Raw genomic sequence first — 25,226 nt, forward strand, 5'->3', positions numbered from 1 at the left:
GCCCGCACCCGCCGCACGGGCATACAGTTTGCCTCACCGAAGTCGACGAAATGGTGGAGATGGACGCGAAAGTGCCGACCGAGCAGGTCATCCGGGACGCGGTGACGCTCGCGTGCCGCGCGCCTTCGCTGCACAACAGCCAGCCCTGGCGGTGGTTAGCCGACGGCACGAGGCTGCACCTGTGGGCCGACCCGCGCCACGCGATGCACTCCACCGACCACACCGGCCGGGAACTGATCCTGAGCTGCGGCGCCGTCCTCGACCACCTGCGGGTCGCCATGGCCGCCGCGGGCTGGGAAAGCGTCACCGAACGTTTTCCCACCGAGGGCAGACCGGATCACCTCGCGAGTGTGGGCTTTCTGCCCGTGCAGAACGTGACGGCGCAGTGCCGGCTGCGGGCCGACGCGATCCTTCGCCGCCGCACCGACCGGCTGCCCCTGGCCGCACCGACCGCGTGGCCCACGCTGCATTCGGCCCTGAGCCGCGCGGTAACCCCGTACGGCGTGTCGCTGGACGTGGTCGACGACGACGAACGGCCGAGGCTGGCCGAGGCGTCGCGGCTCACCGAGCAGCTGCGCCGAAGCGATACGTCCTACCTCACCGAATTGCGTTGGTGGACATCGCCCTTCGAGGCGAACGCCGACCATGTGCCCGAAAGCGCCCTGCTGTCGAGTTCCGAGGCCGCGCGCGTCGACATCGCCCGCGCGTTCCCGCCGGCCGGTGGGGGCCGTCGCCGCGCCGCGATCGAGGCGGACCACTCCAAGATCGTGGTCCTGTCCACCCCTCACGATGATGCGCCGGCCGAAGTGCTGCGCTGCGGTGAGGCGCTGTCGGCGGTGCTGCTCGAATGCACTTTGGCCGGCATGGCCACCTGCACGCTGACCCACATGACGGAGATGTCGCAGAGCCGCGACATCATCAGGCAGATCACCGGCGGCTCCGGCCAGCCGCAGCTGCTGATCCGGGTCGGCCGGTCACCGGCCAAGGACCCGCACGCGAAACCCACCGCCCGGCGTCCGGTGACCGAAGTCCTCGAGATGCGTGGGTGACCGACATGCCAAGGACGATGCCAAGGAGGTGCCATCGATGACTCGGCACTGGCTGGTGATGGAAACAACCGGGGAAACAACCGGGACGGGCGGTGCAGCGCCCTTCGTCGCGCGGGTCGCGGCCGCGGGCCGGCATCTGCCCGGAACCCACCTGACGACCGACGAGCTTATGGCGTCCACCCGCCACCGCACCCACATCGACCTGGAACGGCTGACCGGGATCCGCGAACGCCGGGTGTCGGTGGGCGATGAGGATTCCTACACCCTGGCCAGCTCGGCGGCGCTGAACTGCCTGGCCACCGCGCAGCAGGATCCGGCGGCGCTGGACGTGGTGATCAGCTGCAGCATCACCAAGTTCCGCGACGGGCTGACCCAGTGGCTCGAGCCGACCATGAGCAGCGCCGTGGCGCGCGGGATCGGGGCGGTGAATGCGATGACGTTCGATGTGTCCAACGCGTGCGCCGGAATGCTTACGGGCGTGACGATTTTGAACAACTGGATCCGCCAGGGCGTCGTCGAGCGCGGGCTCGTCGTCAGCGGCGAGTACATCTCGCAGCTCGGTAACAACGCTGCCCGGCACATCCGCAACATCATGAGCAAGGAGCTGGCCTCTTTGACGCTGGGCGATGCCGGCGCGGCGCTGCTGCTGGAGCGGGCGCCGGCCGGTTCGGCCGGCATCGCCCTGGCGGGCTTCACCACCGTCGCCGACTACAGCCGGCTCTGCCTGGCGTATCCGCAGGGGCACGACCCGGGCGCGCGGATGTTCACCAACTCCCGCGCCATCCAGAAGGCCGCGATCGCCAACACCCCGCTGCTGTTGAGTGAAGTGCTTGACACCGTGGATCTTTCGATCCACGACATCGACCACGTCATCACCCACCAGACCTCGGCGCGCGCCATCCGCAAGGGAATGGCCCGGATGTCGGAGGTGTTCGGCGACAGCCCGCGCCACGACGCGGTGATCACCGTCGACCGCTACGGCAACACGGCCTCGACGACCCACACGGTGGCCCTCGTCGAGGAACTCGAAGCCGGCCGCATCAAGCCCGGGGAGCGAATCGCGTTGCTGGCGTTGGCCTCGGGACTGGAGATCGGTGTGGTCTTGTTGACCCTGGACGAGGATGTGGTGAGCCGCTATGGGCACGGTGATTGATCGGATCGACGTCTTGCACCCGCGGCTGCGGGGGCGCCACAGCGCGTTGCACCTGGCCGTCGTCGCCGCCAAGGACTGCCTGAAGCGGGCCGGATGCGACGCCTCGGAGCTCGACCTGGTCGTCAACGCCGGCATCTACCGCGACCGCAACCTCGGTGAGCCGGCGCTCGCCGCGCTGATCCAGGACGATATCGGCGCCAACCCGGAGGACCCACACGCCGGCGCCCACGGCACCTTCTCCTTCGACATCGCCAACGGCACGTGCGGGCTGCTGACGGCGCTGCAGATAGTCGACGGGTTCATGCGCGGCCGCGCCATCCGGCGCGCCCTGGTGGTCGCCAGCGACGCCGACCCCGGGCACGGGATGAGCGAGCACTTCCCGTTCTCGGCCGCCGGCGCGGCGATGCTGTGCGGCTGGTCCGACGACGACTACGGCCTCAGCCGCGTCTCCTGGGTGAACGAACCGAGTGAAGCCGGCGACGAAACATTCAGCGCCACGGTCGGTTTCGCCGACTCCCGCAACGTCCTGCGCTTCTGTCAGTCGGCGGCGATCGACGAGCGGTTCGCCGCGGCGGCCGGGCGCGCGGTGGCGGCGTGCCTGGAGGAGCAGTCGGTGCGGCTGTCCGACGTCGACGCGATCGTCGCCGCCCCCGCCCGGGCCGGATACCGCACCGCGCTGGGTGCCCGGCTGGGCGTGCCGGTCGAGGCGATCAGCGTCGCCGACGACGAACGCATGCACACCGCCGCCCTGGCCGCCGCGTTCGGGCAGCGGGCCGAGCGGTTGCCGGCGGGCGCGCGGGTCCTGTTCGTCGCGGCCGGGGCCGACGTCGTCGCCGGCGCCGCCCTCTATCGACAGCCACCGCACGGCTGAGATCGCGCCCGCGAGCGGTCGTCGCAGCGCACTTGTCGTACCCGGCTGCGAGGATGGCGTTATGTCTTCGACCGCATCTGTTGGCGCCGTGGCGGTGAGTCCTGGCGAGCGTCTTGAGGTGTTGTTCGAGGAGTTGGCGGAGTTGGCCGGTCAGCGCAACGCGCTTGATGGGCGCATCGTGGAGATCGTCGCCGAGATCGATCGCGACGAGTTGTGCGGGCTCACGGGCGCACGATCGGTGCCGGCTCTGGTGGCCTGGAAGCTGGGCTGCTCGTCGGGCAACGCGCATACGATCAGCACCGTGGCGCGGCGGCTGGAGGAGTTTCCGCGCTGCGCGAAGGGCTTGCGGGAGGGGCGGCTGTCGCTGGATCGGGTCGGGGTCATCGCCGCGCGCGCCGGCGCGGGATCCGATGAGCACTATGCGCAGCTGGCGCAGGTGGCCACGGTCAACCAGCTGCGCACCGCGGTCAAGCTGGAACCGGGACCCGGCCCCGACCCTCGGCCCGAGCCTGAGTGCTCGATCACCACGACCCGTACTGAGGCCGGCAGCTGCTACCGGATCGCACTTCCCCGCCGGGACGCCGCCAAGTTCGACGCGGCGCTGGCCTCGCATCGTGAGGCGTTGATCGCCGAGTGGAAGCGCGATCACGGCGAGGGCGATGGCGGTTCAGATCGGCGGCCCCCGTTGCCTAGCACCGCCGAGGCGTTTCTGCGTTTGGTCGAGGCGGGGTGGGACGCCGAGGCGGCACGGCGGCCGCACGGGCAGCACACCACGGTGGTGGTGCACCTCGACGTTGAGCAGCGCGCCGCCGCGCTGCACCTGGGTCCGCTGCTGTCCGACGCCGAACGCCGCTACCTGACCTGTGATGCCACATGTGAGGTCTGGTTCGAACGGCACGGCGAGCCCATCGGCGCGGGCCGTACCACCCGCACCATCAACCGGCGGCTTCGCCGCGCGCTGGAGTATCGCCAACCCATGTGCGCGGTTCCCGGCTGTGGCGCCACCCGCGGTCTGCACGCCCACCACATCCGGCACTGGGAAGACGGCGGCCCCACCGAGCTGGCCAACCTGGTGCTGCTCTGCCCGTATCACCACCGGCTGCACCACCGCGGCGTCATCACCATCACCGGGACCCCAGACGCTCTCGTCATCACCGATAGCGCCGGCCGCGCACTGAGCCCCGGATCGCTGGCGCACCCACCCACTGGGCCCCCACCGGCTGTCGCGCCGTGCCCGGGGCCCACCGGCGAGCGCGCCGACTGGTGGTGGTACGAACCCTTCCGGCCCCAACCACCACCGACAACCAATTAGCCCCCTGGCAGCCGGTCGATTCAGCGGGCAGCTGCCACCTGCTGCTCCAGGTCGACGATGCGGCGGGTGGTCTTGACCACCACGTCGGGGTTCAGGCTGATCGAGTCGATGCCGCAGCGAACCAGGAACTCGGCCATGTCGGGGTAGTCCGACGGCGCCTGACCGCACAACCCGGAGTGAATCCCGTTGCGGCGGCAGCCCTCCACGGCCAGGCGGATCATCTCCTTGACGCCCTCGTCGCGTTCGTCGTAGTCGAAGGCCACGATCTCGCTGTCCCGGTCGACGCCGAGCGTCAGCTGGGTGAGGTCGTTGGATCCGATGGAGAACCCGTCGAAGCGCTTGGCGAACTCGTCGATGAGGATGACGTTGTTGGGGATCTCGCACATCGCGTACACCTTGAGCCCGTCCTCCCCGCGGTGCAGACCGTGTTTGGCCATCTCCGCCAGGACCAGGTCCGCCTCGGCCACCCGGCGCACGAACGGCAACATCAGCACGACGTTGGTCAGCCCCATCTGTTCGCGCACCCGCTTCATCGCCCGGCACTCCAGCGCGAATCCCTCGGCGTAGGCCGGGTGCGCATAGCGCGAGGCGCCGCGGAACCCGATCATCGGGTTGCTCTCGACGGGCTCGAAGGCGGTCCCGCCGAGCAGGCTGGCGTATTCGTTCGTCTTGAAGTCCGACATCCGCACCACCACGGGCTTGGGCCAGAAGGCGGCCGCGATGGTGCCGATCCCCTCGGAGAGCCGTTGGACGAAGAACTCGCCGCCGTCGGCATAGCCCTGGGTGAGTCGGGCGATGGTCCGGCGGGCCTCGGGGTCGTGGACCTTGTCGGGATGCAGCAGGGCCAGCGGGTGAACCTTGATGTATTCGCTGACGATGAACTCCATCCGGGCAAGCCCGACACCGTCACTGGGCAGGAACGACGTCTTGAACGCGAGGTCGGGGTTGCCGAGGTTGATCATGATCTCGGTGCGGGGCCGCGCCAGGTCGGCCACTTCCGTGCGGTCGACGTGGAAGCCGACCTCGCCGCGGTAGACGCGCCCCGTGTCGCCCTCCACGCAGGACACCGTGACGACCTCGCCGTCCGGCACGCTCGCGGTGGCGTCGCCCGCCCCCACCACGGCCGGGATGCCGAGTTCGCGCGCGATGATCGCCGCGTGGCAGGTGCGCCCGCCCCGGTTGGTGACGACGGCGGCCGCCGTCTTCATGACCGGTTCCCAGTCCGGCGTGGTGATGTCGGCGATCAGAACCTGGCCGGGTTGGAACTCCGACAGTTGATCGAGGTGCTCTATCCGTTTCGCCACGCCGGTAGCCACCTTCTCGCCGACCGACCGGCCCTCGGCGAGTACCTCGCCTTTGCCTTCCAGGACGTAACTCTCCACCGTCGTCAGGCTGCGCTGGGAGGCCGCCGTCTCGGGGCGGGCCTGGACGATGTAGAGCTTCCCGTCGAGACCGTCTTTGGCCCATTCGATGTCCATCGGCCGCCCGTAGTGCCGCTCGATGGTGCAGGCGTAGCCGGCCAATTCGAGGACGTCCTCATCGGTGATGCAGAAGTGGGCGCGGTCGGCCTTGGGCGTGGGGATGTTGCGGGTGGTGTGCTTCGTTCCGCCCGCGACGAAGACCATCTTCACGGCCTTGTCGCCGACCAGGCGGCGCAGCACGGCGCGGTGGCCGGCCAGGTATGTCGGCTTGTGGACGTAGAACTCGTCGGGGTCGACGGCGCCCTGCACCACGTTCTCGCCGAGCCCGTAGGCGCCGGTGATGAACACGACGTCGTTGAAGCCCGACTCGGTGTCGATGGTGAACATGACGCCCGACGAGGCGAGGTCGGAGCGCACCATCTTCATCACGCCGATCGACAGCGCGACCTTGAAGTGGTCGAAGCCCTGGTCGATGCGATAGTGGATGGCCCGGTCGGTGAACAGGCTGGCAAAACAGCGGCGGCACGCGTCGAGCAGGCTCTCGGCCCCCGTGACGTTGAGGAAGGTCTCCTGCTGGCCGGCGAAGCTCGCCGTCGGCAGGTCCTCCGCGGTGGCCGAGCTCCGAACCGCCAGGCTGACATCCTCGCCGTACTCGTCCTGCAGCATCCGGTAGGCGGCCACGATCTCGGCGGCCAGGTCGTCGGGAAGGCCTGCGCCGTAGACGATCTCGCGGGCGCGTTTACCTTTGCGCGCCAGCGCGGCCACGTCGCCCGGGTCCAGATCGTCGAGCTCGGCGTGTAGCGCGTCCCACGCCCCGGCGCTGTCCAGGACGTGCTTGTAGGCCGCGGCGGTCGTCGCGAACCCGTGCGGCACCCGGATGCCCTGCCCGGACAGCTTCTGGAACATCTCGCCGAGCGAGGCGTTCTTTCCGCCGACCAGCGGGACGTCGCTGATGCCGACCTCCTCGAAGAAGCGAATGTAGGTCAAGTCGCTCATCGTCTCTTTCCTCCCTGTAGTTACCGCGTCAATATGCTTCGTAGATACCGTTGTTGGCCTTGCGGACCGCCCAGACGTAATCCGCGCGTTCGCGGAGCCCGGAGTGCTCGGTATCGGGCGCGGCCAGCAGCCCGCGCACCTCGGCGAGGGACTGAAAACCCTTGCGGGCCATCCACTCCGACAGCCCTCGCAGCAGCACGTCCGCGTACTCGGGACCGTGGCGCAGCAGTGCTGATGCTGACTGCACGACATCCGCCCCGGCCAGCAGGTACTTGACCACGTCGCCGGCGAACTCCACCCCGGTGCTGGCGGCCAGCGAGGCGCGAATCCGGCCGCTCAGCAACGCGATCCAGGTCAGCGGCACGCGCGTTTCGGCCGCCGTCGACAGCGTCACGGTGCGCACCGCGGTGAGCGTCTCGGGGTCGATGTCGGGCTGCAGGAACCGGTTGAACAGCACCAGGCCGTCGGCGCCCGCCGCGTCCAGCCGGTGCGCCATGTCGGCGGTCGCGCTGAAGTACGGGCTGAGTTTGACTGCGACCGGGATGCCGGCCGCGCTTTTGACCTCGGCCAGCACGTCGAGGTGGCGCTGCTCCACCGCGCGGCCGTCCACGCCGGCGTCGCCGGGCAGGTAGTAGATGTTCAGCTCGATCGCCGCCGAGCCGGCGTCCTGCATGCGGCGGGCGTAGTGCGCCCAGTCGCCGGGCGTGGACGCGTTGAGGCTGCCGATCACGGGAACGTCGACCGCGGCGACCGCGCGCTCGAGCTGGCGCAGGTAGCGCTCGGGGCCGCCGTTGCCTGACGATTCGACGTTGGCGGGGAAGTAGCTCAGCGACTCGGCGTAGCTTTCGCTGCCCTGCAACGCCATTCGCTCGTTGTGCGCCGCCTCGCGCCGCAGCTGCTCCTCGAACAGCGAGTAGAGCACCACCGCACCGACCCCGGCGTCGGCGAGCCGGCGCACGCCGTCGACGGTATGGCTGAGCGGGGACGCCCCGGCCACCAGCGGGTTGTGCAGGCTCAGGCCGAGGTAGCGCGTGGATAGGTCCATCAGCCCTCCCGGCGCGCGTCGGACGGGAACTCGTGGGGCGCCCGAGAAGCCATGTCCTCGTACATCTCCCACCGCTGGTCGACCGACTCCTGCGCAAGCGCGAGCAGCCGGTCGGCCTCGTCGGGATCGGAATTGGCCAGGCTGCGGTAGCGCAGCTCGCGGTTGCGGTAGTCGGCAAGCGCGACGTGCGGCCGGTGGGAGTCCAGCAGGAACGGCGGCCGGTCGGTCGCACGCAGCACGGGGTCGTAGCGGATCAACGGCCAGTGTCCGCTGGCCACCGCGCGGTATTGCTGGTCCAACCCGTGACGCATCTCGAAGCCGTGCGCGATGCAGTGGCTGTAGGCGATGATCAGCGACGGCCCGTCGTAGGCCTCGGCCTCGCGGAAGGCCAGCAGCGTCTGTTGCGGGTCGGCGCCCATGGCGACGCGCGCGACATACACGTTGCCGTACGAAATTGCCTGTAGCGCCAAATCTTTGCGCGGCACGGTCTTGCCGCCGGCGGCGAACTTGGCCACCGCCCCCAGCGGTGTGCTCTTCGACATCTGTCCGCCGGTGTTCGAATACACCTCGGTGTCGAGCACCAGCACGTTGACGTTGTGTCCGCTGGCGAGCACGTGGTCCAGTCCGCCGGCGCCGATGTCGTAGGCCCACCCGTCCCCGCCGACGATCCACACGCTGCGGCGCACCAGATGCTCGATTACGCTTTGCAATTCGTCGCCGACCTGCAGCCGGTCGAGCCGGCCGCGCAGCTCGGCGACGCGGCGGCGCTGCTCGTCCAGTTCGGATTCGCGGCGCTGCGGGGCGGCCAGGGCGGCGTCGACGAGGTCGGGGCCCAGCGCGTCACGCAGTTCGGTCAGCCGCCGGCGGGCCTGGCGGAGATGGGTGTCGGCGGCCAGCCGCAGCCCGAGGCCGAATTCGGCGTTGTCCTCGAACAACGAGTTCGACCAGGCGGGCCCGCGCCCCTCGGCGTTGGCCGTCCAGGGCGTGGTGGGCAGGTTGCCGCCGTAGATCGACGAGCAGCCGGTGGCATTGGCGATCACCAACCGATCCCCGAAAAGCTGCGACAGCAGTTTGAGGTAGGGCGTTTCCCCGCAACCGGCGCACGCGCCGGGGAATTCGAACAGGGGCTGCAGGAACTGCGTGCCGCGGACGGTGCCGAAATCGACCCTCGAGCGGTCGGCCACCGGCAGCGTCTCGAAGAACGCGATGTTCTCGCGTTCGGGGGCGACCAGCGGTTCGCGCGGCGCCAGGTTGATCGCCTTGGTCACCGGCGTGCCGGGCACCACGGCGGGGCAGGCCTGGACGCACAGGTCGCATCCGGTGCAGTCCTCGACGTAGACCTGCAGGGTGTAGCGGGCGTTGGGCAGGCCAACTGCGTCGAGCGGTGCCGAGGGGAACGTCGCGGGCGCGTCCTCGAGGTGTTCCTGGTCGTAGAACTTGGTGCGAATGACGCTGTGCGGGCACACGAACGAGCAGTTGCCGCACTGGATGCAGGTGTCGGGGTCCCAGACGGCGACGAGGTCGGAGATGTTGCGTTTCTCGTAGGCGGCGGTGCCGCTGGGGTAGGTGCCGTCGATCGGCAGGGCGCTGACGGGCAGTGCGTCGCCGCGGCCGGCGATCATCTCGCCGGTCACCGCCCGCACGAATTCGGGGGCGTCGGGTCCGACCGGCGGTTCGAGCGCGACGGCCGACGTCGCGGTGTCCGGGACGTCGACCTGGTGCAGCCGTTGCAGGGCGCGGTCGGCGGCCTCGGCCTCGCGGGCCACCACGTCGGCACCCTGCCCGGCGTACGTCTTGGCCGCGCTGTCCTTGATCCGGGCGAGCGCCTGTTCCAGCGGCAGCACACCGGAGATGGCGAAGAAACAGGTCTGCAGGACGATGTTGATCCGTCCGGCGAGCCCCACCTCGCGGGCGATGCCGCTGGCGTCGACGACGTACAGCCGGATGCGCTTGTCGAGGATCTGGCGCTGCACGCTGCCCGGCAGGGCGTCCCACACCTTCTCGGGCGGACGTCTCGTGTTGACCAACAGCGCGGCGTTCTCGGCGGCGCCACCCAGCACGTCGAGCTTGTGCAGGAACCGCTCGTGGTGGCAGCCGACGAAGGAGGCCCGCTGCACCAGGTAGGGCGCGCGAATCGGCTCGGGCCCGAACCGCAGGTGCGAAACGGTCTGCGAGCCGGATTTTTTCGAGTCGTAGACGAAGTAGCCCTGGGCGTAGAGGTCGTCCTCGCCGCCGAGGATCTTGATCGTGTTCTTGTTGGCGCCGACGGTGCCGTCGGAGCCGATGCCGAAGAACACCGCGCGCACCGTGTCGGCCGGCTCGATGTCGAAGGCCGGGTCGTAGTCGATGCTCGTCCGGCTGACGTCGTCGTCGATGCCCACGGTGAAGCGGGGCCGGGGCCGGTCGCGGGCCAGTTCGGCGAACACGCCGGCGACCATGGCCGGGGTGAATTCCTTCGACGACAGCCCGTAGCGCCCGCCGCACACCATCGGCAGGGCCGACCGTTCGCCGCTCACATACGCCTCGGCGAGGGCGGCGACGACGTCCAGATACAGCGGCTCGCCGTGCGAGCCGGGTTCCTTGGTCCGGTCGAGCACGCCGACCGCGCGGACGGCTGGCGGCAGGGCGGCCAGCAGCGCCCGCACCGGGAACGGCCGGTACAGCCGCAGCCGCAGCACCCCGACCCGCTCGCCGCGCTCGGTGAGGGCCGCCACCGTCGCGGCGGCGGTCTCGGCGCCGGATCCCATCAGCACGACCACCCGTTCGGCCTGCGGGTGCCCGGTGTACTCGACGATGCGCATCGGCCGCCCGGTGCGACGGCCCAGCTCGGCCATCAGGTCATCGACCACCTCGGGCACCCGGGCGTAGAACGGGTTGACGGTCTCGCGCGCCTGGAAGTAGGTGTCGGGATTCTGGGCGGTGCCGCGGATGAACGGCCGCTCCGGGGACAGGGCGCGCTCCCGGTGCGCCAGCACCAGCTCCTCGGGAACCAGGGCCCGCAGGTCGTCGTCGTCGAGTAGCTCGATGGTGTTCAGCTCGTGCGAGGTGCGGAAGCCATCGAAGAAGTGCATGAACGGGATTCGGGTGCGCAGCGTCGCCGCCTGCGCGACCAGGGCCAGGTCGTGGGCCTCCTGCACCGAGGCCGACGACAGCAGCGCGAAGCCGGTCTGGCGCGCGGCCATCACGTCCTGATGGTCGCCGAAAATCGAAAGACCTTGCGCGGCAATTGATCTGGCCGCAACGTGGATCGCCGCGGAGGTCAGCTCGCCGGCGATCTTGTACATGTTCGGGATCATCAGCAACAGGCCCTGCGACGACGTGAACGTCGTGGCCAGCGCGCCGCCTTGCAGGGCGCCGTGCAGCGCTCCGGCGGCCCCGCCCTCGCTCTGCATCTCCACCACCGTGGGCACGGTGCCCCAGATGTTGGGCCGGTGCCGGCTCGACCAGTCGTCGGCCAGCTCCGCCATCGGCGAGGACGGGGTGATCGGGTAGATGCAGCACACCTCGTTGAGGCGGTAGGCGACCGACGCCGCCGCCTCGTTGCCGTCGATCGTGGCGCGCGTCACCGGGGCTCCGGGATCATCTCGATGGCGTGCACCGGGCACTGCTCGTAGCAGGTGGCGCAACCGGTGCAGCGGTCGTAGTCGAAGCGGTAGCGGTGACCCGGCCCCAGCTTGATCACCGCGTCCTCCGGGCAGGCGCCCAGGCAGCCGTCGCACTCGAAGCAGTTGCCGCACGATAGGCACCGGCCGGCCTCGAACGTCGCTGCCTGCGCCGACAGGCCACCGACCACCTCATCGAACCCGCTAATGCGTTGCGTGGCGGGAAGTTCGGGCTCGGTGCGCCGGGAGGCGTCGCCGAAGTACCACGGGTGCAGCAGGCCGAACTCCGCGGTCGGATTTTTGGGGGCGCGCTCCCCGTCGACGCCGCGCAGCCACGCGTCGATGTGACGGGCCGCCTTCTTGCCGTGCCCGACGGCGACCGTCACGGTGCGCTCGCAGGGCACCATGTCGCCGCCGGCGAACACCCCCGGGCAGCCGGTCATCAGCGACGACGACACGCGCACGGAACCGTCGTCGTCGAACTCCACACCGGGCAGGCTGCGCATGAACGCCGACTCGGTTTCCTGCCCCAGCGCCATGATCACGGTGTCGGCCGCCAGCGTCTCGAATTGCCCGCTCGGCACCGGACATCCGGATTCGTCGAGTCGCATGAGCTCCACCTGGAGTTCGGGGCCGTCGAAGGCGGTGATCGTGCGCAGCCAGTGGATCCGCACGCCCTCGCGCTCGGCCTCCTGCACTTCGTGGGAGTGCGCGGGCATCTGGGCCGCCGTGCGGCGGTAGATGATGACGGCGTCCTCGGCGCCGAGTCGGCGCGCGACGCGCGCGGCGTCCACCGCGGTGTCGCCGCCGCCGTACACGGCGACGCGGCGGCCGAGTTCGGGTGTTTCGCCGACGGCGACGGCGCGCAGGAAGGAGACCGCGTCCAGCATCGAAGCGGCATCGGCGGCCGGGATGTCCACGCGCTTGGCGAGGTGGGCACCGACGGCGACGAACACCGCGTCGAAACCCCCGGCGTCGCGTTCGGCGGCGAGGTCCTCCACCCGGTGCCCGCACGTGAACTCCACGCCCAGCGCGGCGATGCGGTCGATCTCGGCGTCCAGCACGTCGCGGGGCAGCCGGTATTTCGGGATGCCGTAGCGCATCATCCCGCCCGGCTGCGCGCCGGTGTCACGGACCTCCACCAGGTGGCCGAGCCGCGCGAGGTGATAGGCGGCCGACAGGCCGCTGGGGCCGGCGCCGACCACCAGCACCCGCTTGCCCGTCGTCTGCGGCGGGTGGTCGAACCGCCATCCCTGCGCGCGGGCGGTGTCGCCGAGGAACCGTTCCACCGCGTGGATCGACACCGAGGAGTCCAGATGCGCCCGGTTACAGACGGATTCGCAGGGGTGGTAGCAGACGCGGCCGTGGATCGCGGCGAAGGGGTTGTCGGCGGTCAGCTGCCGCCAGGCTTGCTCGAAGCGTCCGCTCCGGGCGTGGGCGAGCCACGCCTGGATGTTCTCGCCGGCGGGGCAACCGGCGTTGCACGGCGGCAGCAGATCGACGTAGATCGGGCGGCGTTCGCGGACCGGGCCCGCGCGCGGCCGCCCGTGCACGAGGTCGGGCAGTGCGGTCAGGTCGGTGCGGGACGCGGCGGCGAAAGCATCTGCCTCGCTGCTCAATTGCTGTCCCTGCACCCCCCTTACGATATGGCCGGGGGCGCCCCGCCGCAGCCGCCGTTTGGCCTCAGTAGTTGAGGACTTACGGCCCTGCCAGCGGGCCGTTGCGGCGCGGAAAGTAGCGACCATGGAGCGATTGACCGCGCTCGATGCCGGTTTCCTCGAGGTCGAGGATTCCGACCCGCACGTCAGCCTGGCGGTGGGCGGGGTGTCGATCGTGGAGGGACCGGCCCCGACGTACGAGGAGTTTGCCGCGTCGTTTGCCAAACGCGTCGAGACCATCCCGCGCTGCCGGCAGGTCCTGCGGACCCACCCGCTCGACCTGCGGCCGCCCGAATGGGTGGACGACCCCCACTTCGACCTCGCGCGTCACCTGCACCGGGTCGCGCTGCCGCACCCCGGCGGCGAGCGGGAGCTGTTCGACATGGTCGCCACGCTGATGGAGCGCCGGCTCGATCGCGAGCGCCCGCTGTGGGAATGCTGGATCATCGAGGGGCTGAGCAAGGGCCGGTGGGCGGTGCTGACCAAGATCCACCACTGCATCGCCGACGGCATCGCGACCACCCAGCTGTTGGCGAAGTTCAGCGACGACGGCCACGGGGACACCTTCGCCGCCAACGTCGGCGCCGCGAGAAAGCCCGCGCCTGCGGCGGCCCCGAAGGTGAGCCTCAACCCCTTGAGCTGGGCCGGCGGAATCGCTCGGAGCACCTTCGGCGCGGTGGCCGCGGCCGAACACGCGGCGATCGGGGTGGCCGAGCTGGCGGCCGGCCTACTGCGTCCCGCCCCGGAATCGTCGCTGCACGGGTCGGTCACCACGATGCGGCGGTACAGCGCCGCACGCGCCCGGTTGGCCGACATGAACAAGGTGGCCCGGGCATTCGACGTCACGCTGAACGACGTTGCGCTGGCCGCGATCACGCACAGCTATCGGGCCGTCTTGCTGGCGCGCGGCGAGCGGCCCGGCCCGGATTCGCTGCGCACCCTCGTTCCCGTCTCGGTGCGCGCGGTCGACCACTTCAATGTCGCGGGTAACCGGGTCTCGGCGATGCTGCCGTTGCTGCCGGTCGACGAGCCGGATCCGGTGCGGCAGCTCAAGCTCGTGCACGACCGGCTTGCCCGTGCCAAGGCGAGCGGCCAGAGCGAGGGTGGCAGCGCGGTGGTGGTGGCGGCCCAACGCAGCCCGTTCGCGCTGTCCGCGTGGGCGATTCGGTTGCTCTCCCGGCTGCCCCAGCGGGCGGTGGTCGCGTTGGCCACCAACGTTCCCGGTCCGCGGACCCGGCAGCGGCTGATGGGTCGTCGGGTGCTGGAGCTGCTGCCGATTCCGCCGATCGCCCTTCAGGTGCGCACCGGCGTCGCGATGCTCAGCTACGCCGACACCTTCGTCTTCGGCATCACCGCCGACTACGACACCGCGCCCGACATCGACACGCTCGCCGCCGGCATCGAGGACGGCATCGCGCGGCTCGTGGTGGCCGCCCGCGCCCGGCGGCGCAAGTCGTCATGACCCGTCGGCTTGGGTGACGCGCTGGTGCGCGGTCAGCAGTAAGTGGTCGAACTCCGGTTGGGCGCCCAGACTCAGACGGGCACTGCGGAAATCCTCGGCGATCTGCTCGGCGAGCGGCCGCAGCTTGATATTCGCCTCCTGGGAAAGCCATTTGAGTAACTCGAAGGCCGCGCCGGCGCTGATGCCGTAGACGAGCATCAGCATGCCCTTGGCCTGTTCGATGCCCGCCCGGTTCTCGCTGATCTCGGCCAGCTTCTCGCTCACGAGCTCTTCGTTCGCCTGCCCCGGGGCCCCGGTGACGTCGATGTAGAAACCATGCGTTCCGACCACGTCGCCGTCATCGTCGAAGAGCCGGTCGCCTACCACGACGACGTGGCGCACGTTCCCGGCGGTGTCGACGATCCGATGGCGGGTGCTGAATGCCTGTCGGGTGCTCACGATCTGATCGATGGTGGCCGCGACCTGCCCGCGGTCGTCCGGATGCTTGTGGGAGAGCACCAGGTCGGTGGTGGGCGTGACGCTGCCGGGCTCATACCCGTGCATGCGTTGCACCTGTTCCGACCACTCCCAGCGCTGGTCGGTGAAGTAGAAGCGAAACCAGCCGGCCGGCTGCGCGGCACCGCCGGCCAAGGCCAGTTCGACGTCGGCCGTTTGCCCGTCGAGTTCCCACTTCATTTCGCACCCCGTCGAATGTGCTGCCCGGGAGCCGGGCGGCGGCACCGTGCGGTTGGCACCGGCCCGCGCCGCCGCCCTGCCCGCCGGCGATCAGGCGTTGATGACCTCGCGCTGCGAGGTGTTCTCGTCGATGGCGGTCTGCGCGCCACTGCGCTCGATGGTGATCTTGCGCGGCTTGGCCTTCTCGGCTACCGGAATGCGCAGGCGCAGAACACCTTCGCGGTAGGACGCCTCGATCTTGTCGGTATCGAGGTTCTCACCCAGCACCAGTTGCCGGCTGAACACGCCGCGCGGCCGCTCGGTGGCGAGCATTTCGCGGTCGGGGTTCAGGCCGGGCCGCTCGGCGCGCACGGTCACCACATTGCGCTCGATGTCGATGTCCAGCGAGTCGGCGTTGATGCCCGGCAGGTCGAACTCGACGACGAACTCCTCGCCCTGGCGCCAGGCGTCCATCGGCATCACCGCCGGCCGGGCGGCCGTGCCGAACGCCTGCTGGGTAAAGCGGTCGAGGTCACGGAAGGGGTCGCTACGCATCAGCATGGTGGTCACCTCTCTCACTCCAATCTAGGCTGTGGTCTGGCAAATACCTATGTCGAATGACATAGATTTTGTATAGCACCGTCGACACAGTCGCGCAAGTGTGATAAATAGATTTTCTGAGCCAGCTAGCTTCGAGGAGACGCGTGATGACCGACCAACGCGGCGATTCCGGCGCCCCGGCGCCCGATCACGGCGTGTACGGCATCTCGGTGGCCGCCGAGCTTTCGGGCATCGCGGTGCAGTCGTTGCGCCTGTACGAACGTCATGGACTGGTCACGCCGGCGCGCAGCGATGGCGGCACGAGGCGCTACAGCGCCGACGACCTGGCCCGGCTCAAGCGCATCAGCGAGCTCATCGACGCCGGCGTCAACCTGGCCGGGGTCGCCCGCATCCTCGACCTCGAGGACCACAACGCGTCGCTCTCGGCGGCCAACACCGACCTGCGCTCCACCAACCGGACCCTGCGCAAGGCCGCCAGAACCGCGAAGTTCGCCGACGCGGCCAGCGGGTCCGGCGATCAGGACGCCTGACCGCCGCCCACGGTCGCCCGATTGCGCTCACCGCCAACGGGTATCCAGCCTGCTGTGCCCCTGAGTTGAAGGAGATGCAATGGCAGAGGTGGCGGAGGCCAAGGCCCAGGTGGTCGAAGGCGCACGGCGCGAAGCGGACGCATATCGTGGCGAGGCGCCCCGGCCGCTGGGCGGCTACGTGGCGGTGCTGGTGATCTACAGCGCCGTGGTGGCCGCCGCGACCGCGGCCGCGCTGCTCAGCGGGCGCACGCTGCCGGACCGCTGGCGAATCCAGGACCTGGTCACCGTCACCCTGGGCACCCACAAGCTCTCGCGGACGCTGACCAAGGATGCGGTGACGAGCCCGCTGCGCGCGCCGTTCACCCGCTACGCGGGCACCGGCGGCCCGGCGGAGGTGCACGAGGAGGTCAGGAACGAGAGCCAGCTGCGGCACAGCCTGGGCGAGCTGCTGACCTGCCCGTTCTGCCTGGACATGTGGGTGGCGACCGGCTTCGCCATCGGCCTGGTGTTCGCGCCGCGGTTCACCCGCCTGGTCGCGGGCGTCTTCACGGTGCTGGCCGGCGCCGACTTCCTGCAGCTGGCCTACGCGATGGCCCAGCAGTCGGCCGAAGGCTGAGCGCCGCTCAACCGGTCTTCGGCATCGCGATGCCCTCGCTTGAAGCCGCTGCCCACGATCACTATGGAAGCCACCAATCCGAGTGCAGGACGGCCGCTGCCGGGGCGCGGGGCCGACGGCGTCGACGGGCGAACCGCCGCGGTGGACGCGAAAAGTGTTTATTGCCAGGGCATTGCGTGTATGCACTGGTGGCAGCGGAGCCGAGCGGAGCGCTCGGCTCCGGGAGGTTACGTTTCGCTTATTGGCTTATAGACTTCGCTGGGTGGGGTTGACACACCAAATTCACATTTTCAACGATCGAACTGCGAGGCGTGGCTCTCGAGAATAAGTGTGCCTGAAGCCGAAGTGTGCCTGATGTCCCGCCCAGGGTGGCAGAGCTTCGAAGGGGGATGCTGTGCAAAACGGGTGTGCGGTGGTCGTCGCCCAGCTCGCCGAGATGGTGTCGAACCTCGACCGCCGGGAGACCGACACCGTGGCGGGGCTGAACGAACTCATCGGCAATGGCGTTCTGCACGTGGCGGGCTCGCAGTACGCGGGGATCACCCTCGCCGAGCGCAGCAAGTCCGTCACCAACGTGGCCGCCACGCACCAATACCCGATAGTGTTGGACGAGATCCAGAATCAGTACGGTGAGGGGCCGTGCGTGGAGGCGGCCTGGCGGCACCACGTGATGCACGTCGAGGACCTCGGCGCAGAGGGGCGGTGGCCGCGGTACCGGCGGTACGTGCTGGAGCAGACCCCCATCCGATCCATCCTGTCGTTTGAGTTGTTCGTCGATAGCGGCAGCATGGCCGCGCTCAACTTCTATGCCGAATCCCCGCACGCGTTCCCCGACGACGCGGTGGAGCTCGGTGCCGTCTACGCCGCGCACATCGCGTTGGCGTGGTCGATGTTGCGCCGCCAGGATCAGTTCCGCAGCGCCCTGGCCTCCCGGGACATGATCGGTCAGGCCAAGGGAATCATCATGGAGCGCTTCAATCTCGACGCCGTCGAGGCGTTCGAATTGCTCACCCGCCTCTCGCAACAGTCCAACACCAGGCTCATCGACATCGCCCGAGGGCTCATCGACAGCGAGCATCCACTCAAGCGCCGTCGCTAACGGCCCCGCCGGCCGGCGTTTCGCACGTGCCCAGCGGGGTATGTGCCATCCACATGAAAGCTGTCACGTGGCACGGCAAGCGCGACGTGCGGGTGGAGTCGGTGCCCGACCCGAAGATCGAGAAGCCGACCGACGCCGTCATCGAAGTCACATCGACCAACATCTGCGGATCCGACCTGCATCTGTACGAGATTCTCGGGGCCTTCATGAAGCCCGGTGACATCCTGGGGCACGAACCCATGGGTATCGTGCGCGAGGTCGGCGGCGAAACGGGCGACCTGCGCGTTGGCGACCGCGTCGTCATCCCCTTCCAAATCTCTTGCGGCAGTTGCTACATGTGCGACCACCAGCTCTACACCCAATGCGAGACGACCCAGGTGCGCGAGCAGGGCATGGGCGCCGCGTTGTTCGGCTATTCGGAGCTCTACGGCGAGATCCCCGGCGGTCAAGCCGAGCTGCTGCGCGTCCCTCAGGCACAGTTCACCCACATCAAAGTTCCTGTGGGGCCGCCGGATTCGCGCTTCGTCTATCTGTCCGACGTGCTGCCGACCGCGTGGCAGGCGGTGGCCTACGCCGACATCCCGGACGGCGGCACGGTGACCGTGCTCGGCCTGGGGCCCATCGGCGACATGGCCGCGCGCATCGCGCAACACCTGGGCTACCGGGTGTTCGCCGTCGACCTGGTGGCCGAACGCCTGGGGCGAGCCGCGCAACGCGGCATCCACACCATCGATCTGGGGCGGCTGGATTGCTCGCTGGGCGATGCGATCCGGGAGCTGACCGACGGGCGGGGCTCCGACTCGGTGATCGACGCGGTCGGCATGGAAGCGCACGGTTCCCCCGCGGCCCGGCTGGCCCAGCAGGCCACCGGCATGTTGCCCGACGTCTTCGCCAAGCGGCTCATGCAGACCGCCGGGGTGGACCGGCTCAGCGCGCTGTATTCCGCGATCGACATCGTGCGCCGCGGTGGCACGATATCGCTGATCGGGGTGTACGGCGGGATGGCGGACCCGCTGCCGATGCTCACCCTGTTCGACAAGCAGGTGACGCTGCGGATGGGCCAGGCGAACGTGAAGAGGTGGGTGGACGACATCATGCCGCTGCTCACCGACGACGACCCCCTCGGCGTCGACACCTTCGCCTCCCACGTGCTGCCCCTCGACGCGGCACCGCACGCCTACGAGATCTTCCAGAAGAAGCAGGATGGTGCGGTTAAGGTCATGTTAAGACCCTGAAAACCGCTGTGCCACAAGGCCGTCCGGCCATCCGTTTGGGGGTGGCGCCGGTAGGGTATTGATTTCGCCATGACCTCCGCAGAAACACCCGCCCCCACGCCCACCGGAGAGGTGTGGCCGGGCCGGGCCTACCCGCTGGGCGCGACCTACGACGGCGCGGGCACAAATTTCGCCGTGTTCAGCGAGGTGGCCGAACGCGTGGAGTTGTGCCTGTTCGACGCCGACGGCACCGAGAGCCGGGTCACGCTGCCCGAGGTCGACGGATTCGTCTGGCACGCCTACATTCCCAACATCGAGCCCGGCCAGCGCTACGGCTACCGAGTCCACGGCCCGTACGACCCGCAGAACGGTTTGCGGTGCAACCCGAACAAGCTGCTGGTGGACCCGTACTCGAAGGCCATCGACGGCAGCTTCGAGTGGAACCAGGCCCTGTTCAGCTACAACTTCGGCGACCCGGACAGCCGCAACGACGACGACTCGGCCGCCTTCATGCCCAAATCGGTGGTGATCAACCCCTACTTCGACTGGGGCAACGATCGGCCGCCGGACCACCAGTACGCCGACACCGTCATCTACGAGGCACATGTCAAGGGCCTGACGCAGACCCACCCGGACATCCCCGAACAGCTGCGCGGCACCTATTCGGCCGTGGCGCACCCGGTGATCATCGACCACCTCAAGAACCTCGGCGTCACCGCCATCGAGCTGATGCCGGTGCACCACTTCGCCAACGACTCCACCCTGGTGGACAAGGGCCTCTCGAATTACTGGGGCTACAACACGATCGGGTTCTTCGCTCCCGACTTCAAGTACTCCAGCGCCACGTCCGCGGGTGGGCAGGTGCAGGAGTTCAAGGCGATGGTGCGCGCGCTGCACGAGGCCGGCATCGAGGTCATCCTGGACGTCGTCTACAACCACACGGCCGAGGGCAACCACATGGGTCCGACGCTGTCGATGCGGGGCATCGACAACGCCGCCTACTACCGCCTGGCCGACGACGACAAGCGCTACTACATGGACTACACCGGCACCGGCAACAGCCTCAACGTCGGGCACCCGCACGCGCTGCAGCTGATCATGGACTCGCTGCGCTACTGGGTTCTCGAGATGCACGTCGACGGCTTCCGGTTCGACCTGGCCGCAACGCTGGCCCGCGAATTCTACGACGTGGACCGCCTGGCGACGTTCTTCGAGCTGGTGCAACAGGATCCGACGATCAGCCAGGTCAAGCTCATCGCCGAGCCGTGGGACGTCGGGCCGGGCGGCTACCAGGTCGGCAATTTCCCGCCGCAATGGACCGAATGGAACGGCAAGTACCGCGATGCCGTCCGCGACTTCTGGCGCGGCGAGCCGTCCACGCTCGACGAGTTCGCCTACCGGCTGTCCGGTTCCGCCGACCTCTACGAACACACCGCGCGCCGGCCGGTGGCCTCGATCAACTTCGTCATCGCCCACGACGGCTTCACGCTTCGTGACCTGGTGTGCTACAACGAGAAACACAACGAGGCCAACGGCGAGGGCAACAACGACGGCGAGAGCCACAACCGGTCGTGGAACTGCGGCGCCGAGGGGCCGACGGACGACCCGGACGTCAACGCGCTGCGCGCCCGCCAGCAGCGCAACTTCCTGACCACGCTGCTGCTGTCGCAGGGTGTGCCGATGATCTGCCACGGCGACGAGCTCGGCCGCACGCAGCACGGCAACAACAACGGCTACTGCCAGGACAACGAACTCACCTGGATCGACTGGGCAAAAGCGGACAACGGTTTGCTGGAATTCACCCGCATGGTGTCGGCGCTGCGCGCCAACCATCCGGTCTTTCGCAGGCGGCGGTTCTTCTCCGGCAAGCCGCTGGGCCGCAGAGGCATTGGTGGCCAGGACGGCCTGCCCGACATCGCCTGGTTCACCCCGGAGGGAACCGAGATGACCGAGGAGGACTGGGGCGCGGGATTCGCGAAGTCCGTCGCGGTGTTCCTCAACGGGCACGGCATCCCCGACCGGGACCCGCGCGGGCAGCGGGTGCTCGATGACTCCTTCCTGCTGTGCTTCAACGCCCACTACGAGCCGATTGAATTTACTTTGCCGGCAAAGGAATTCGGTGCCGCATGGCAGCTCGTGGTGTTCACCGGCCCCGAGGAGGAAACGCCCGCGGAGGAGGTGCCCGGGGGCGGCACGCTCACCGTGGACGCGCACACCGCCGTGGTGTTGCAGGCCCCCGATGCGGGCTGACCCTCACCCGCGTCGCGTCGCGCCGCGGCGATCGAGCGCCCTCGGTGACCTTCGCCCAGGGATTGGTTACCTTGTGCCCTCGGCCAACGGTTGCCCGTTCGCGCACACTGTCGGTTGCGCCGCCACGATGGAGAAAAGGGGCAGCCGATGGAGAGTACGAGCCCCGACTCGTGCCTGAACGACGTGGCCTGGTGCAGGCGGATCGCCTTGCTGGTGGTCTTCGCCCTTGCCGTTACGACGTTTGTGGGCTGGGCGGCCGGTATCGACTGGCTGACCCGGATCGATCCGGCCTGGCCGCAGATGATGCCGTGGACCGCGTTGTGGCTGCTAGGGCTGGCTGCGGCGATCCTGCTCCAGTCGGGTCGCCCGTCGCGCGGGCGGGTGTGGGCCGGGCGGGGCTTCGCCCTGGCGGTAGGCGCCCTCGCGGCCATCACCCTCGTGGAGTTCGCCGCCGGTGGGCCGTCGACCGGCCTGGACCTGGTGTGGTTCTCCGAGGCGGTGCGCACGTCGCAACCGACGTGGCCGGGCCGTCCCAGTGCGCAGACGGCGTCGTCGGTCCTGCCCCTGGCGGCCGCCACGGCGCTGATCCGCGTGGATCGGGGGACCCGCGTGGTCTGGCCCGCGTGCATGGTGGCCGGGGGGGCCATCCCGTTCATCACCGTCGGGGCCTACCTGTTCGGCGCTTTGGCGTTGGTGGGTTTCTCGCCTTCGACCGGCCAGGCGCTCATGACGGCCGTGGCGTTGCTGCTGCTGGCCGCCGCTACGACGCTGGCACGCCCCGACCGGTCACCGGTCGCCTGGCTGCTCGCCCGACCCGACAAGAAGACGCTGCTGCGGTTGGCGGTCCTGCTCGCCGCGCTTCCGGTCGTCGTCGCTCTGTCGCGGCCCTTCTTCCTGCGGCTTCGGCTGGGCGAGCACGCGGACTGGACCTTTTCGATACTGCTGGGCACCGCCGTCGTCGGGGCGATCACGTTCTACTTCATCCAGCGTGAGCAGAAACTGCTGATCGAGAAGGAGCTGGTCAGCAAGGAACGCGCCGACGCCGAGATGCGCTATCGCATCCTCGCGGACAACGCGGTCGACATCGTCGTGCACCTGCGCGACGGCGAGATTGCGTGGGTCTCGCCGTCCGTGCAGGCCACGTTGGGCCGGCCACCCCAGGACTGGACCGGCTCGGACCTGTATCGCCACATCCACCCGCACGACCTCGACACGGTCATCGCCGCGCTGGGGAAGGTCGCCGCCGGCGAATCGGTCCTGCAACGGTTCCGGATCCGCTCCGCCGGCGGCGATTACCACTGGTTCGAGGGCCACGGAAAACCGTACGTCGACGCCGACGGCAGGACCGACGGACTGATCGCGGCGCTGCGCATCGTCGACGATCAGGTCCAGGCCGAGCAGCGACTCGAACGGCTGGCCCGGTTCGACACGCTGACCGGCCTGGTGAACCGGGCCGAGGCGATCGACCGGCTCGCCTTCGCGCTCGAGGACCCGCAGCCGGTGGGAACGTTTGTCGGCGTCTTGTTCTGCGACGTCGACCGTTTCAAGGAAATCAACGACACGTGCGGACACGGCATCGGCGACTTCGTGCTCGCAACACTGGCCGCACGGGTCCGGGGCAGCGTGCGCCGGGGGGACACCGTCGGCCGGACGGGGGGCGACGAAATGCTCGTCCTGTTGCCCGGCGTTCGCAGCATCGACGAGCTCACCCAGATCGCCGAGAAGATTCGCTGCCGCGCCGCCGAACCCATCCACGTCTCCGGCAGGACGTTGTCCGCGACGCTGAGCATCGGCGCCACCCTCGCCCTCCCGGGTGACTCCGTCGACACGGTCACGGCCCGGGCGGATGCGGCCATGTACCAGGCCAAGTTCGGGGAGCGCAACACCGTCGTCGCGAGTTGAGCAGCCCAACCCTCACCACCTGACGGGCGATATCCGGTAGGTTCTTGCCGACGGCAGCTCGTTACAAGAGAGGGCAAATATGTCAAGGACAGTGGTGGTGGGCGCCTCGAGTGGACTCGGTCGCTGCATCGGCGTCGGTCTCGCCCAGCGCGGCGACCAGGTCGCCCTGTTGGCCCGGCGCCGCGAACGCATCGAGGCGGCGGCCAAGGACGCCGGCCCGGGCGCGATCGCCATCGAATGCGACGTCACCGACGAGGCGTCGTGCCGGGCGGCGATCGCCGCCGCCGCCGACGCCCTGGGCGGTATCGACAACATCGTCTACACCCCCGCCGTCGGGCCACTGGTTCGCATGGTCGACACCGACGCCGCCACCTGGCGGCGCATCTTCGACACCAACGTCGTCGGCGCGGCGCTGGTGACCGCCGCCGCGGTGCCCCACCTGACGGTCTCCGCGGGCAAGGCGGTCTACCTGTCCTCCGACGCCGGCACGTTCGGGCCGCCGTGGCCGGGCCTGGGCGCGTACGGCGTCAGCAAGGCGGCGCTCGAGCGGATGGTCGACGCCTGGCGCGCCGAACACCCCGACATCGGCTTCACCACCCTGATCGTCGGCGAATGCCCGGGCGGCGAGGGGGACGCGGCGACGGGAATGAACATCGGCTGGGACATGGACCTCGCGATGAAGGCCGTGCCGCTGTGGGCCTCCCGCGGCTGCATGCCCGGCAAGCTGATGCCGGTCGAGGACCTCATCGACGTGGTGCACACCATCCTGCGGACCAACCCCGCGACGTCGATGCCGGTGGTGGTGGCCAGGGGCGCGCCCGCCAGCCCCGCGGCGTTCGCGGATTCCGCGCAGTCCTAGCGGCCCAGCTTCTCGCGGACCAGGTCGGTCAGGAACCGCCCGGCCGACACCGGGCGGAAGGCGCGGGCCGCGCCGGTGAGCGCCTCGCGGGCGTCCGGCGGCAGTTCGATGTCGGCGGCGGCGACGTTGAATTCGAGCTGCTCGACGCTGGACGCGCCGGGGATGGCGACCACCCCCGGATAACTGATCAGCCATGCCAGCGCCACCTGGGCCGGTTTGGCGCCGACGGTGGTCGCCACGTCGCGCAGCGTCTGCAGCAGCGGCTCGACGCGGCGCAGGTTCTCCGTGCCGAACAACGAGTTCAGCGCCCGGACCCCACCGGGGCGGTTGTCCAGGCCGTACTTGCCGCCCAGCAGCCCCTGCTCGAGCGGGCTGTAGGCGATCACGATGCGGTTCTCCCGCTCGGCGAAGGGCACCAGGTCCTCCAGCGGCCCGGCGTGGGCCAGGGAGAAGTGGACCTGATTGCTGACGACCGGCCGGCCGAGCGCCGCGTCGGCCTTGCGCCAGCGCTGCAGGGAGTAGTTGGAGACGCCGACCGCGCCGATCTTGCCGCTGTCGAGCAGGTCGCGCATGCCCGGCATGATCACGGTGTCGGGCACCAGCGGATTGGACTGGTGAATCTGGTAGAGCGGGATGCGGTCCAGGCCCAGCCGCCGCGCGCTGGCGCCTTCGCGCTGCTTGACCACCGCGGGGAACGGCGCGACGGGCATGATCTTGCTGGCCACCGCGACGTCGGCGCGCTGGTCGCCCAGCGCCGCACCGAGGATCCGCTCGCTCTTGCCCAGCCCGTACACCTCGGCGGTGTCGAACAGCGTCACCCCCAGCGCCAGGGCGCGGCGCACGATGTCACGCGCGGCGCCCGAGGCGTAGCCCTCGCCGTAGCCCCATTCCCTGGACCCGAACTGCCAGGTGCCCAGGCCGATCCGGCTGACCCGGCCCACTCCCTCGACGTCGAGATACTTCATGCGCCCA

Annotated in this window: 19 protein-coding genes; 12 read left to right on the forward strand and 7 right to left on the reverse strand. The window is 69.4% G+C overall.

The features are described 5' to 3' along the window. Nucleotides 1–50: 50 nt before the first annotated feature. The 4 genes from AWC03_RS25050 (at nucleotide 51) to AWC03_RS25065 (ending at nucleotide 4,385) form a co-directional block, all read left to right on the forward strand. Nucleotides 51–1,049 carry an Acg family FMN-binding oxidoreductase gene (locus AWC03_RS25050; RefSeq protein ID WP_085243393.1) on the forward strand — a complete coding sequence of 333 codons (999 nt, stop codon included), beginning with the start codon at nucleotides 51–53 and terminating at the stop codon, nucleotides 1,047–1,049. 37 nt (nucleotides 1,050–1,086) lie between these two features. Beyond that, the gene (locus AWC03_RS25055) at nucleotides 1,087–2,202 is read left to right on the forward strand and encodes a 3-oxoacyl-ACP synthase III family protein (protein WP_085243505.1); all 1,116 of its coding nucleotides are present in this window, start codon (nucleotides 1,087–1,089) and stop codon (nucleotides 2,200–2,202) included. After that, complete coding sequence (locus AWC03_RS25060) at nucleotides 2,186–3,073, forward strand: beta-ketoacyl-[acyl-carrier-protein] synthase family protein (RefSeq protein WP_085243394.1); 888 nt, start codon at nucleotides 2,186–2,188, stop codon at nucleotides 3,071–3,073. Before AWC03_RS25055 ends, AWC03_RS25060 begins: the two co-directional genes overlap by 17 nt. 61 nt (nucleotides 3,074–3,134) lie before the next feature. Further along, entirely contained in the window at nucleotides 3,135–4,385 is a 1,251-nt protein-coding gene (locus AWC03_RS25065; RefSeq protein WP_085243395.1) for an HNH endonuclease signature motif containing protein, read from the forward strand. A gap of 20 nt (nucleotides 4,386–4,405) precedes the next feature. On the opposite strand, the gene ppsA is transcribed toward AWC03_RS25065, so the two are convergent. From ppsA to AWC03_RS25085, 4 genes are read right to left on the reverse strand one after another with little or no spacing between them, the layout of a single operon-like run. After that, on the reverse strand, nucleotides 4,406–6,802 hold the full coding sequence (gene ppsA / locus AWC03_RS25070) for a phosphoenolpyruvate synthase (protein ID WP_085243396.1): 2,397 nt from the start codon (nucleotides 6,800–6,802) through the stop codon (nucleotides 4,406–4,408). A gap of 28 nt (nucleotides 6,803–6,830) precedes the next feature. After that, on the reverse strand, nucleotides 6,831–7,847 hold the full coding sequence (locus AWC03_RS25075) for a dihydroorotate dehydrogenase-like protein (RefSeq protein ID WP_085243397.1): 1,017 nt from the start codon (nucleotides 7,845–7,847) through the stop codon (nucleotides 6,831–6,833). Then, complete coding sequence (gene nifJ / locus AWC03_RS25080; RefSeq protein ID WP_085243398.1) at nucleotides 7,847–11,413, reverse strand: pyruvate:ferredoxin (flavodoxin) oxidoreductase; 3,567 nt, start codon at nucleotides 11,411–11,413, stop codon at nucleotides 7,847–7,849. The genes AWC03_RS25075 and nifJ overlap by 1 nt, the downstream gene beginning before the upstream one ends. Further along, a complete protein-coding gene (locus AWC03_RS25085; protein ID WP_249025968.1) occupies nucleotides 11,410–13,083 on the reverse strand; it encodes an NAD(P)-binding protein in 1,674 nt (557 codons plus the stop codon). Before AWC03_RS25085 ends, nifJ begins: the two co-directional genes overlap by 4 nt. Nucleotides 13,084–13,192: 109 nt before the next feature. Here AWC03_RS25085 and AWC03_RS25090 point away from each other — a divergent pair, with 109 nt between their 5' ends. Continuing rightward, the gene (locus tag AWC03_RS25090; RefSeq protein ID WP_085243400.1) at nucleotides 13,193–14,569 is read left to right on the forward strand and encodes a WS/DGAT/MGAT family O-acyltransferase; all 1,377 of its coding nucleotides are present in this window, start codon (nucleotides 13,193–13,195) and stop codon (nucleotides 14,567–14,569) included. On the opposite strand, the gene AWC03_RS25095 is transcribed toward AWC03_RS25090, so the two are convergent. Both AWC03_RS25095 and AWC03_RS25100 read right to left on the reverse strand, forming a co-directional pair. Further along, on the reverse strand, nucleotides 14,564–15,244 hold the full coding sequence (locus AWC03_RS25095) for a PAS and ANTAR domain-containing protein (RefSeq protein ID WP_085243401.1): 681 nt from the start codon (nucleotides 15,242–15,244) through the stop codon (nucleotides 14,564–14,566). The two genes, AWC03_RS25090 and AWC03_RS25095, sit on opposite strands and share 6 nt — an antisense overlap. A gap of 90 nt (nucleotides 15,245–15,334) precedes the next feature. Continuing rightward, nucleotides 15,335–15,784, reverse strand: a complete 450-nt coding sequence (locus AWC03_RS25100) for an Hsp20/alpha crystallin family protein (protein ID WP_085243506.1) — start codon at nucleotides 15,782–15,784, stop codon at nucleotides 15,335–15,337. A gap of 146 nt (nucleotides 15,785–15,930) precedes the next feature. On the opposite strand from AWC03_RS25100, the gene AWC03_RS25105 reads away from it, so the two are divergent. The 7 genes from AWC03_RS25105 to AWC03_RS25135 all read left to right on the forward strand — a co-directional run bounded on the left by AWC03_RS25105 (nucleotide 15,931) and on the right by AWC03_RS25135 (nucleotide 24,254). Continuing rightward, nucleotides 15,931–16,314 (forward strand): MerR family transcriptional regulator, encoded by a 384-nt coding sequence (locus AWC03_RS25105; RefSeq protein WP_085243402.1) that lies wholly within the window; start codon nucleotides 15,931–15,933, stop codon nucleotides 16,312–16,314. A 79-nt stretch (nucleotides 16,315–16,393) separates the two neighbouring features. Further along, complete coding sequence (locus tag AWC03_RS25110; RefSeq protein WP_085243403.1) at nucleotides 16,394–16,930, forward strand: DUF1360 domain-containing protein; 537 nt, start codon at nucleotides 16,394–16,396, stop codon at nucleotides 16,928–16,930. 436 nt (nucleotides 16,931–17,366) lie between these two features. Further along, nucleotides 17,367–18,029 carry a GAF and ANTAR domain-containing protein gene (locus AWC03_RS25115; RefSeq protein WP_085243507.1) on the forward strand — a complete coding sequence of 221 codons (663 nt, stop codon included), beginning with the start codon at nucleotides 17,367–17,369 and terminating at the stop codon, nucleotides 18,027–18,029. A gap of 53 nt (nucleotides 18,030–18,082) precedes the next feature. After that, nucleotides 18,083–19,264: a zinc-dependent alcohol dehydrogenase gene (locus AWC03_RS25120; protein ID WP_085243404.1), complete on the forward strand. Its 1,182-nt coding sequence runs from the start codon at nucleotides 18,083–18,085 to the stop codon at nucleotides 19,262–19,264. Between the two features lie 69 nt (nucleotides 19,265–19,333). After that, nucleotides 19,334–21,493, forward strand: a complete 2,160-nt coding sequence (glgX, locus tag AWC03_RS25125) for a glycogen debranching protein GlgX (RefSeq protein WP_085243405.1) — start codon at nucleotides 19,334–19,336, stop codon at nucleotides 21,491–21,493. Between the two features lie 147 nt (nucleotides 21,494–21,640). Continuing rightward, on the forward strand, nucleotides 21,641–23,395 hold the full coding sequence (locus AWC03_RS25130; RefSeq protein ID WP_085243406.1) for a sensor domain-containing diguanylate cyclase: 1,755 nt from the start codon (nucleotides 21,641–21,643) through the stop codon (nucleotides 23,393–23,395). Nucleotides 23,396–23,486: 91 nt separating this feature from the next. Then, entirely contained in the window at nucleotides 23,487–24,254 is a 768-nt protein-coding gene (locus AWC03_RS25135) for an SDR family oxidoreductase (protein ID WP_085243407.1), read from the forward strand. Here the strand turns inward: AWC03_RS25135 and AWC03_RS25140 are convergent. After that, nucleotides 24,251–25,219, reverse strand: coding sequence for an aldo/keto reductase (locus AWC03_RS25140; RefSeq protein WP_085243408.1), 969 nt, complete (start codon nucleotides 25,217–25,219; stop codon nucleotides 24,251–24,253). The genes AWC03_RS25135 and AWC03_RS25140 overlap by 4 nt on opposite strands. Between the last annotated feature and the right edge of the window lie 7 nt (nucleotides 25,220–25,226).

This window comes from Mycobacterium europaeum, from assembly GCF_002102155.1.
Lineage (GTDB): Bacteria > Actinomycetota > Actinomycetes > Mycobacteriales > Mycobacteriaceae > Mycobacterium > Mycobacterium europaeum.

Bases quoted from the DNA above. Each gene is read 5' to 3' on its own strand.
- AWC03_RS25050 (WP_085243393.1), top strand. From the start codon at position 51: ATGGTGGAGATGGACGCGAAAGTGCCGACCGAGCAGGTCATCCGGGAC.
- AWC03_RS25055 (WP_085243505.1), top strand. From the start codon at position 1,087: ATGACTCGGCACTGGCTGGTGATGGAAACAACCGGGGAAACAACCGGG.
- AWC03_RS25060 (WP_085243394.1), top strand. From the start codon at position 2,186: ATGGGCACGGTGATTGATCGGATCGACGTCTTGCACCCGCGGCTGCGG.
- AWC03_RS25065 (WP_085243395.1), top strand. From the start codon at position 3,135: ATGTCTTCGACCGCATCTGTTGGCGCCGTGGCGGTGAGTCCTGGCGAG.
- ppsA (WP_085243396.1), bottom strand. From the start codon at position 6,802: ATGAGCGACTTGACCTACATTCGCTTCTTCGAGGAGGTCGGCATCAGC.
- AWC03_RS25075 (WP_085243397.1), bottom strand. From the start codon at position 7,847: ATGGACCTATCCACGCGCTACCTCGGCCTGAGCCTGCACAACCCGCTG.
- AWC03_RS25090 (WP_085243400.1), top strand. From the start codon at position 13,193: ATGGAGCGATTGACCGCGCTCGATGCCGGTTTCCTCGAGGTCGAGGAT.
- AWC03_RS25095 (WP_085243401.1), bottom strand. From the start codon at position 15,244: ATGAAGTGGGAACTCGACGGGCAAACGGCCGACGTCGAACTGGCCTTG.
- AWC03_RS25100 (WP_085243506.1), bottom strand. From the start codon at position 15,784: ATGCTGATGCGTAGCGACCCCTTCCGTGACCTCGACCGCTTTACCCAG.
- AWC03_RS25105 (WP_085243402.1), top strand. From the start codon at position 15,931: ATGACCGACCAACGCGGCGATTCCGGCGCCCCGGCGCCCGATCACGGC.
- AWC03_RS25110 (WP_085243403.1), top strand. From the start codon at position 16,394: ATGGCAGAGGTGGCGGAGGCCAAGGCCCAGGTGGTCGAAGGCGCACGG.
- AWC03_RS25115 (WP_085243507.1), top strand. From the start codon at position 17,367: ATGGTGTCGAACCTCGACCGCCGGGAGACCGACACCGTGGCGGGGCTG.
- AWC03_RS25120 (WP_085243404.1), top strand. From the start codon at position 18,083: ATGAAAGCTGTCACGTGGCACGGCAAGCGCGACGTGCGGGTGGAGTCG.
- glgX (WP_085243405.1), top strand. From the start codon at position 19,334: ATGACCTCCGCAGAAACACCCGCCCCCACGCCCACCGGAGAGGTGTGG.
- AWC03_RS25130 (WP_085243406.1), top strand. From the start codon at position 21,641: ATGGAGAGTACGAGCCCCGACTCGTGCCTGAACGACGTGGCCTGGTGC.
- AWC03_RS25140 (WP_085243408.1), bottom strand. From the start codon at position 25,219: ATGAAGTATCTCGACGTCGAGGGAGTGGGCCGGGTCAGCCGGATCGGC.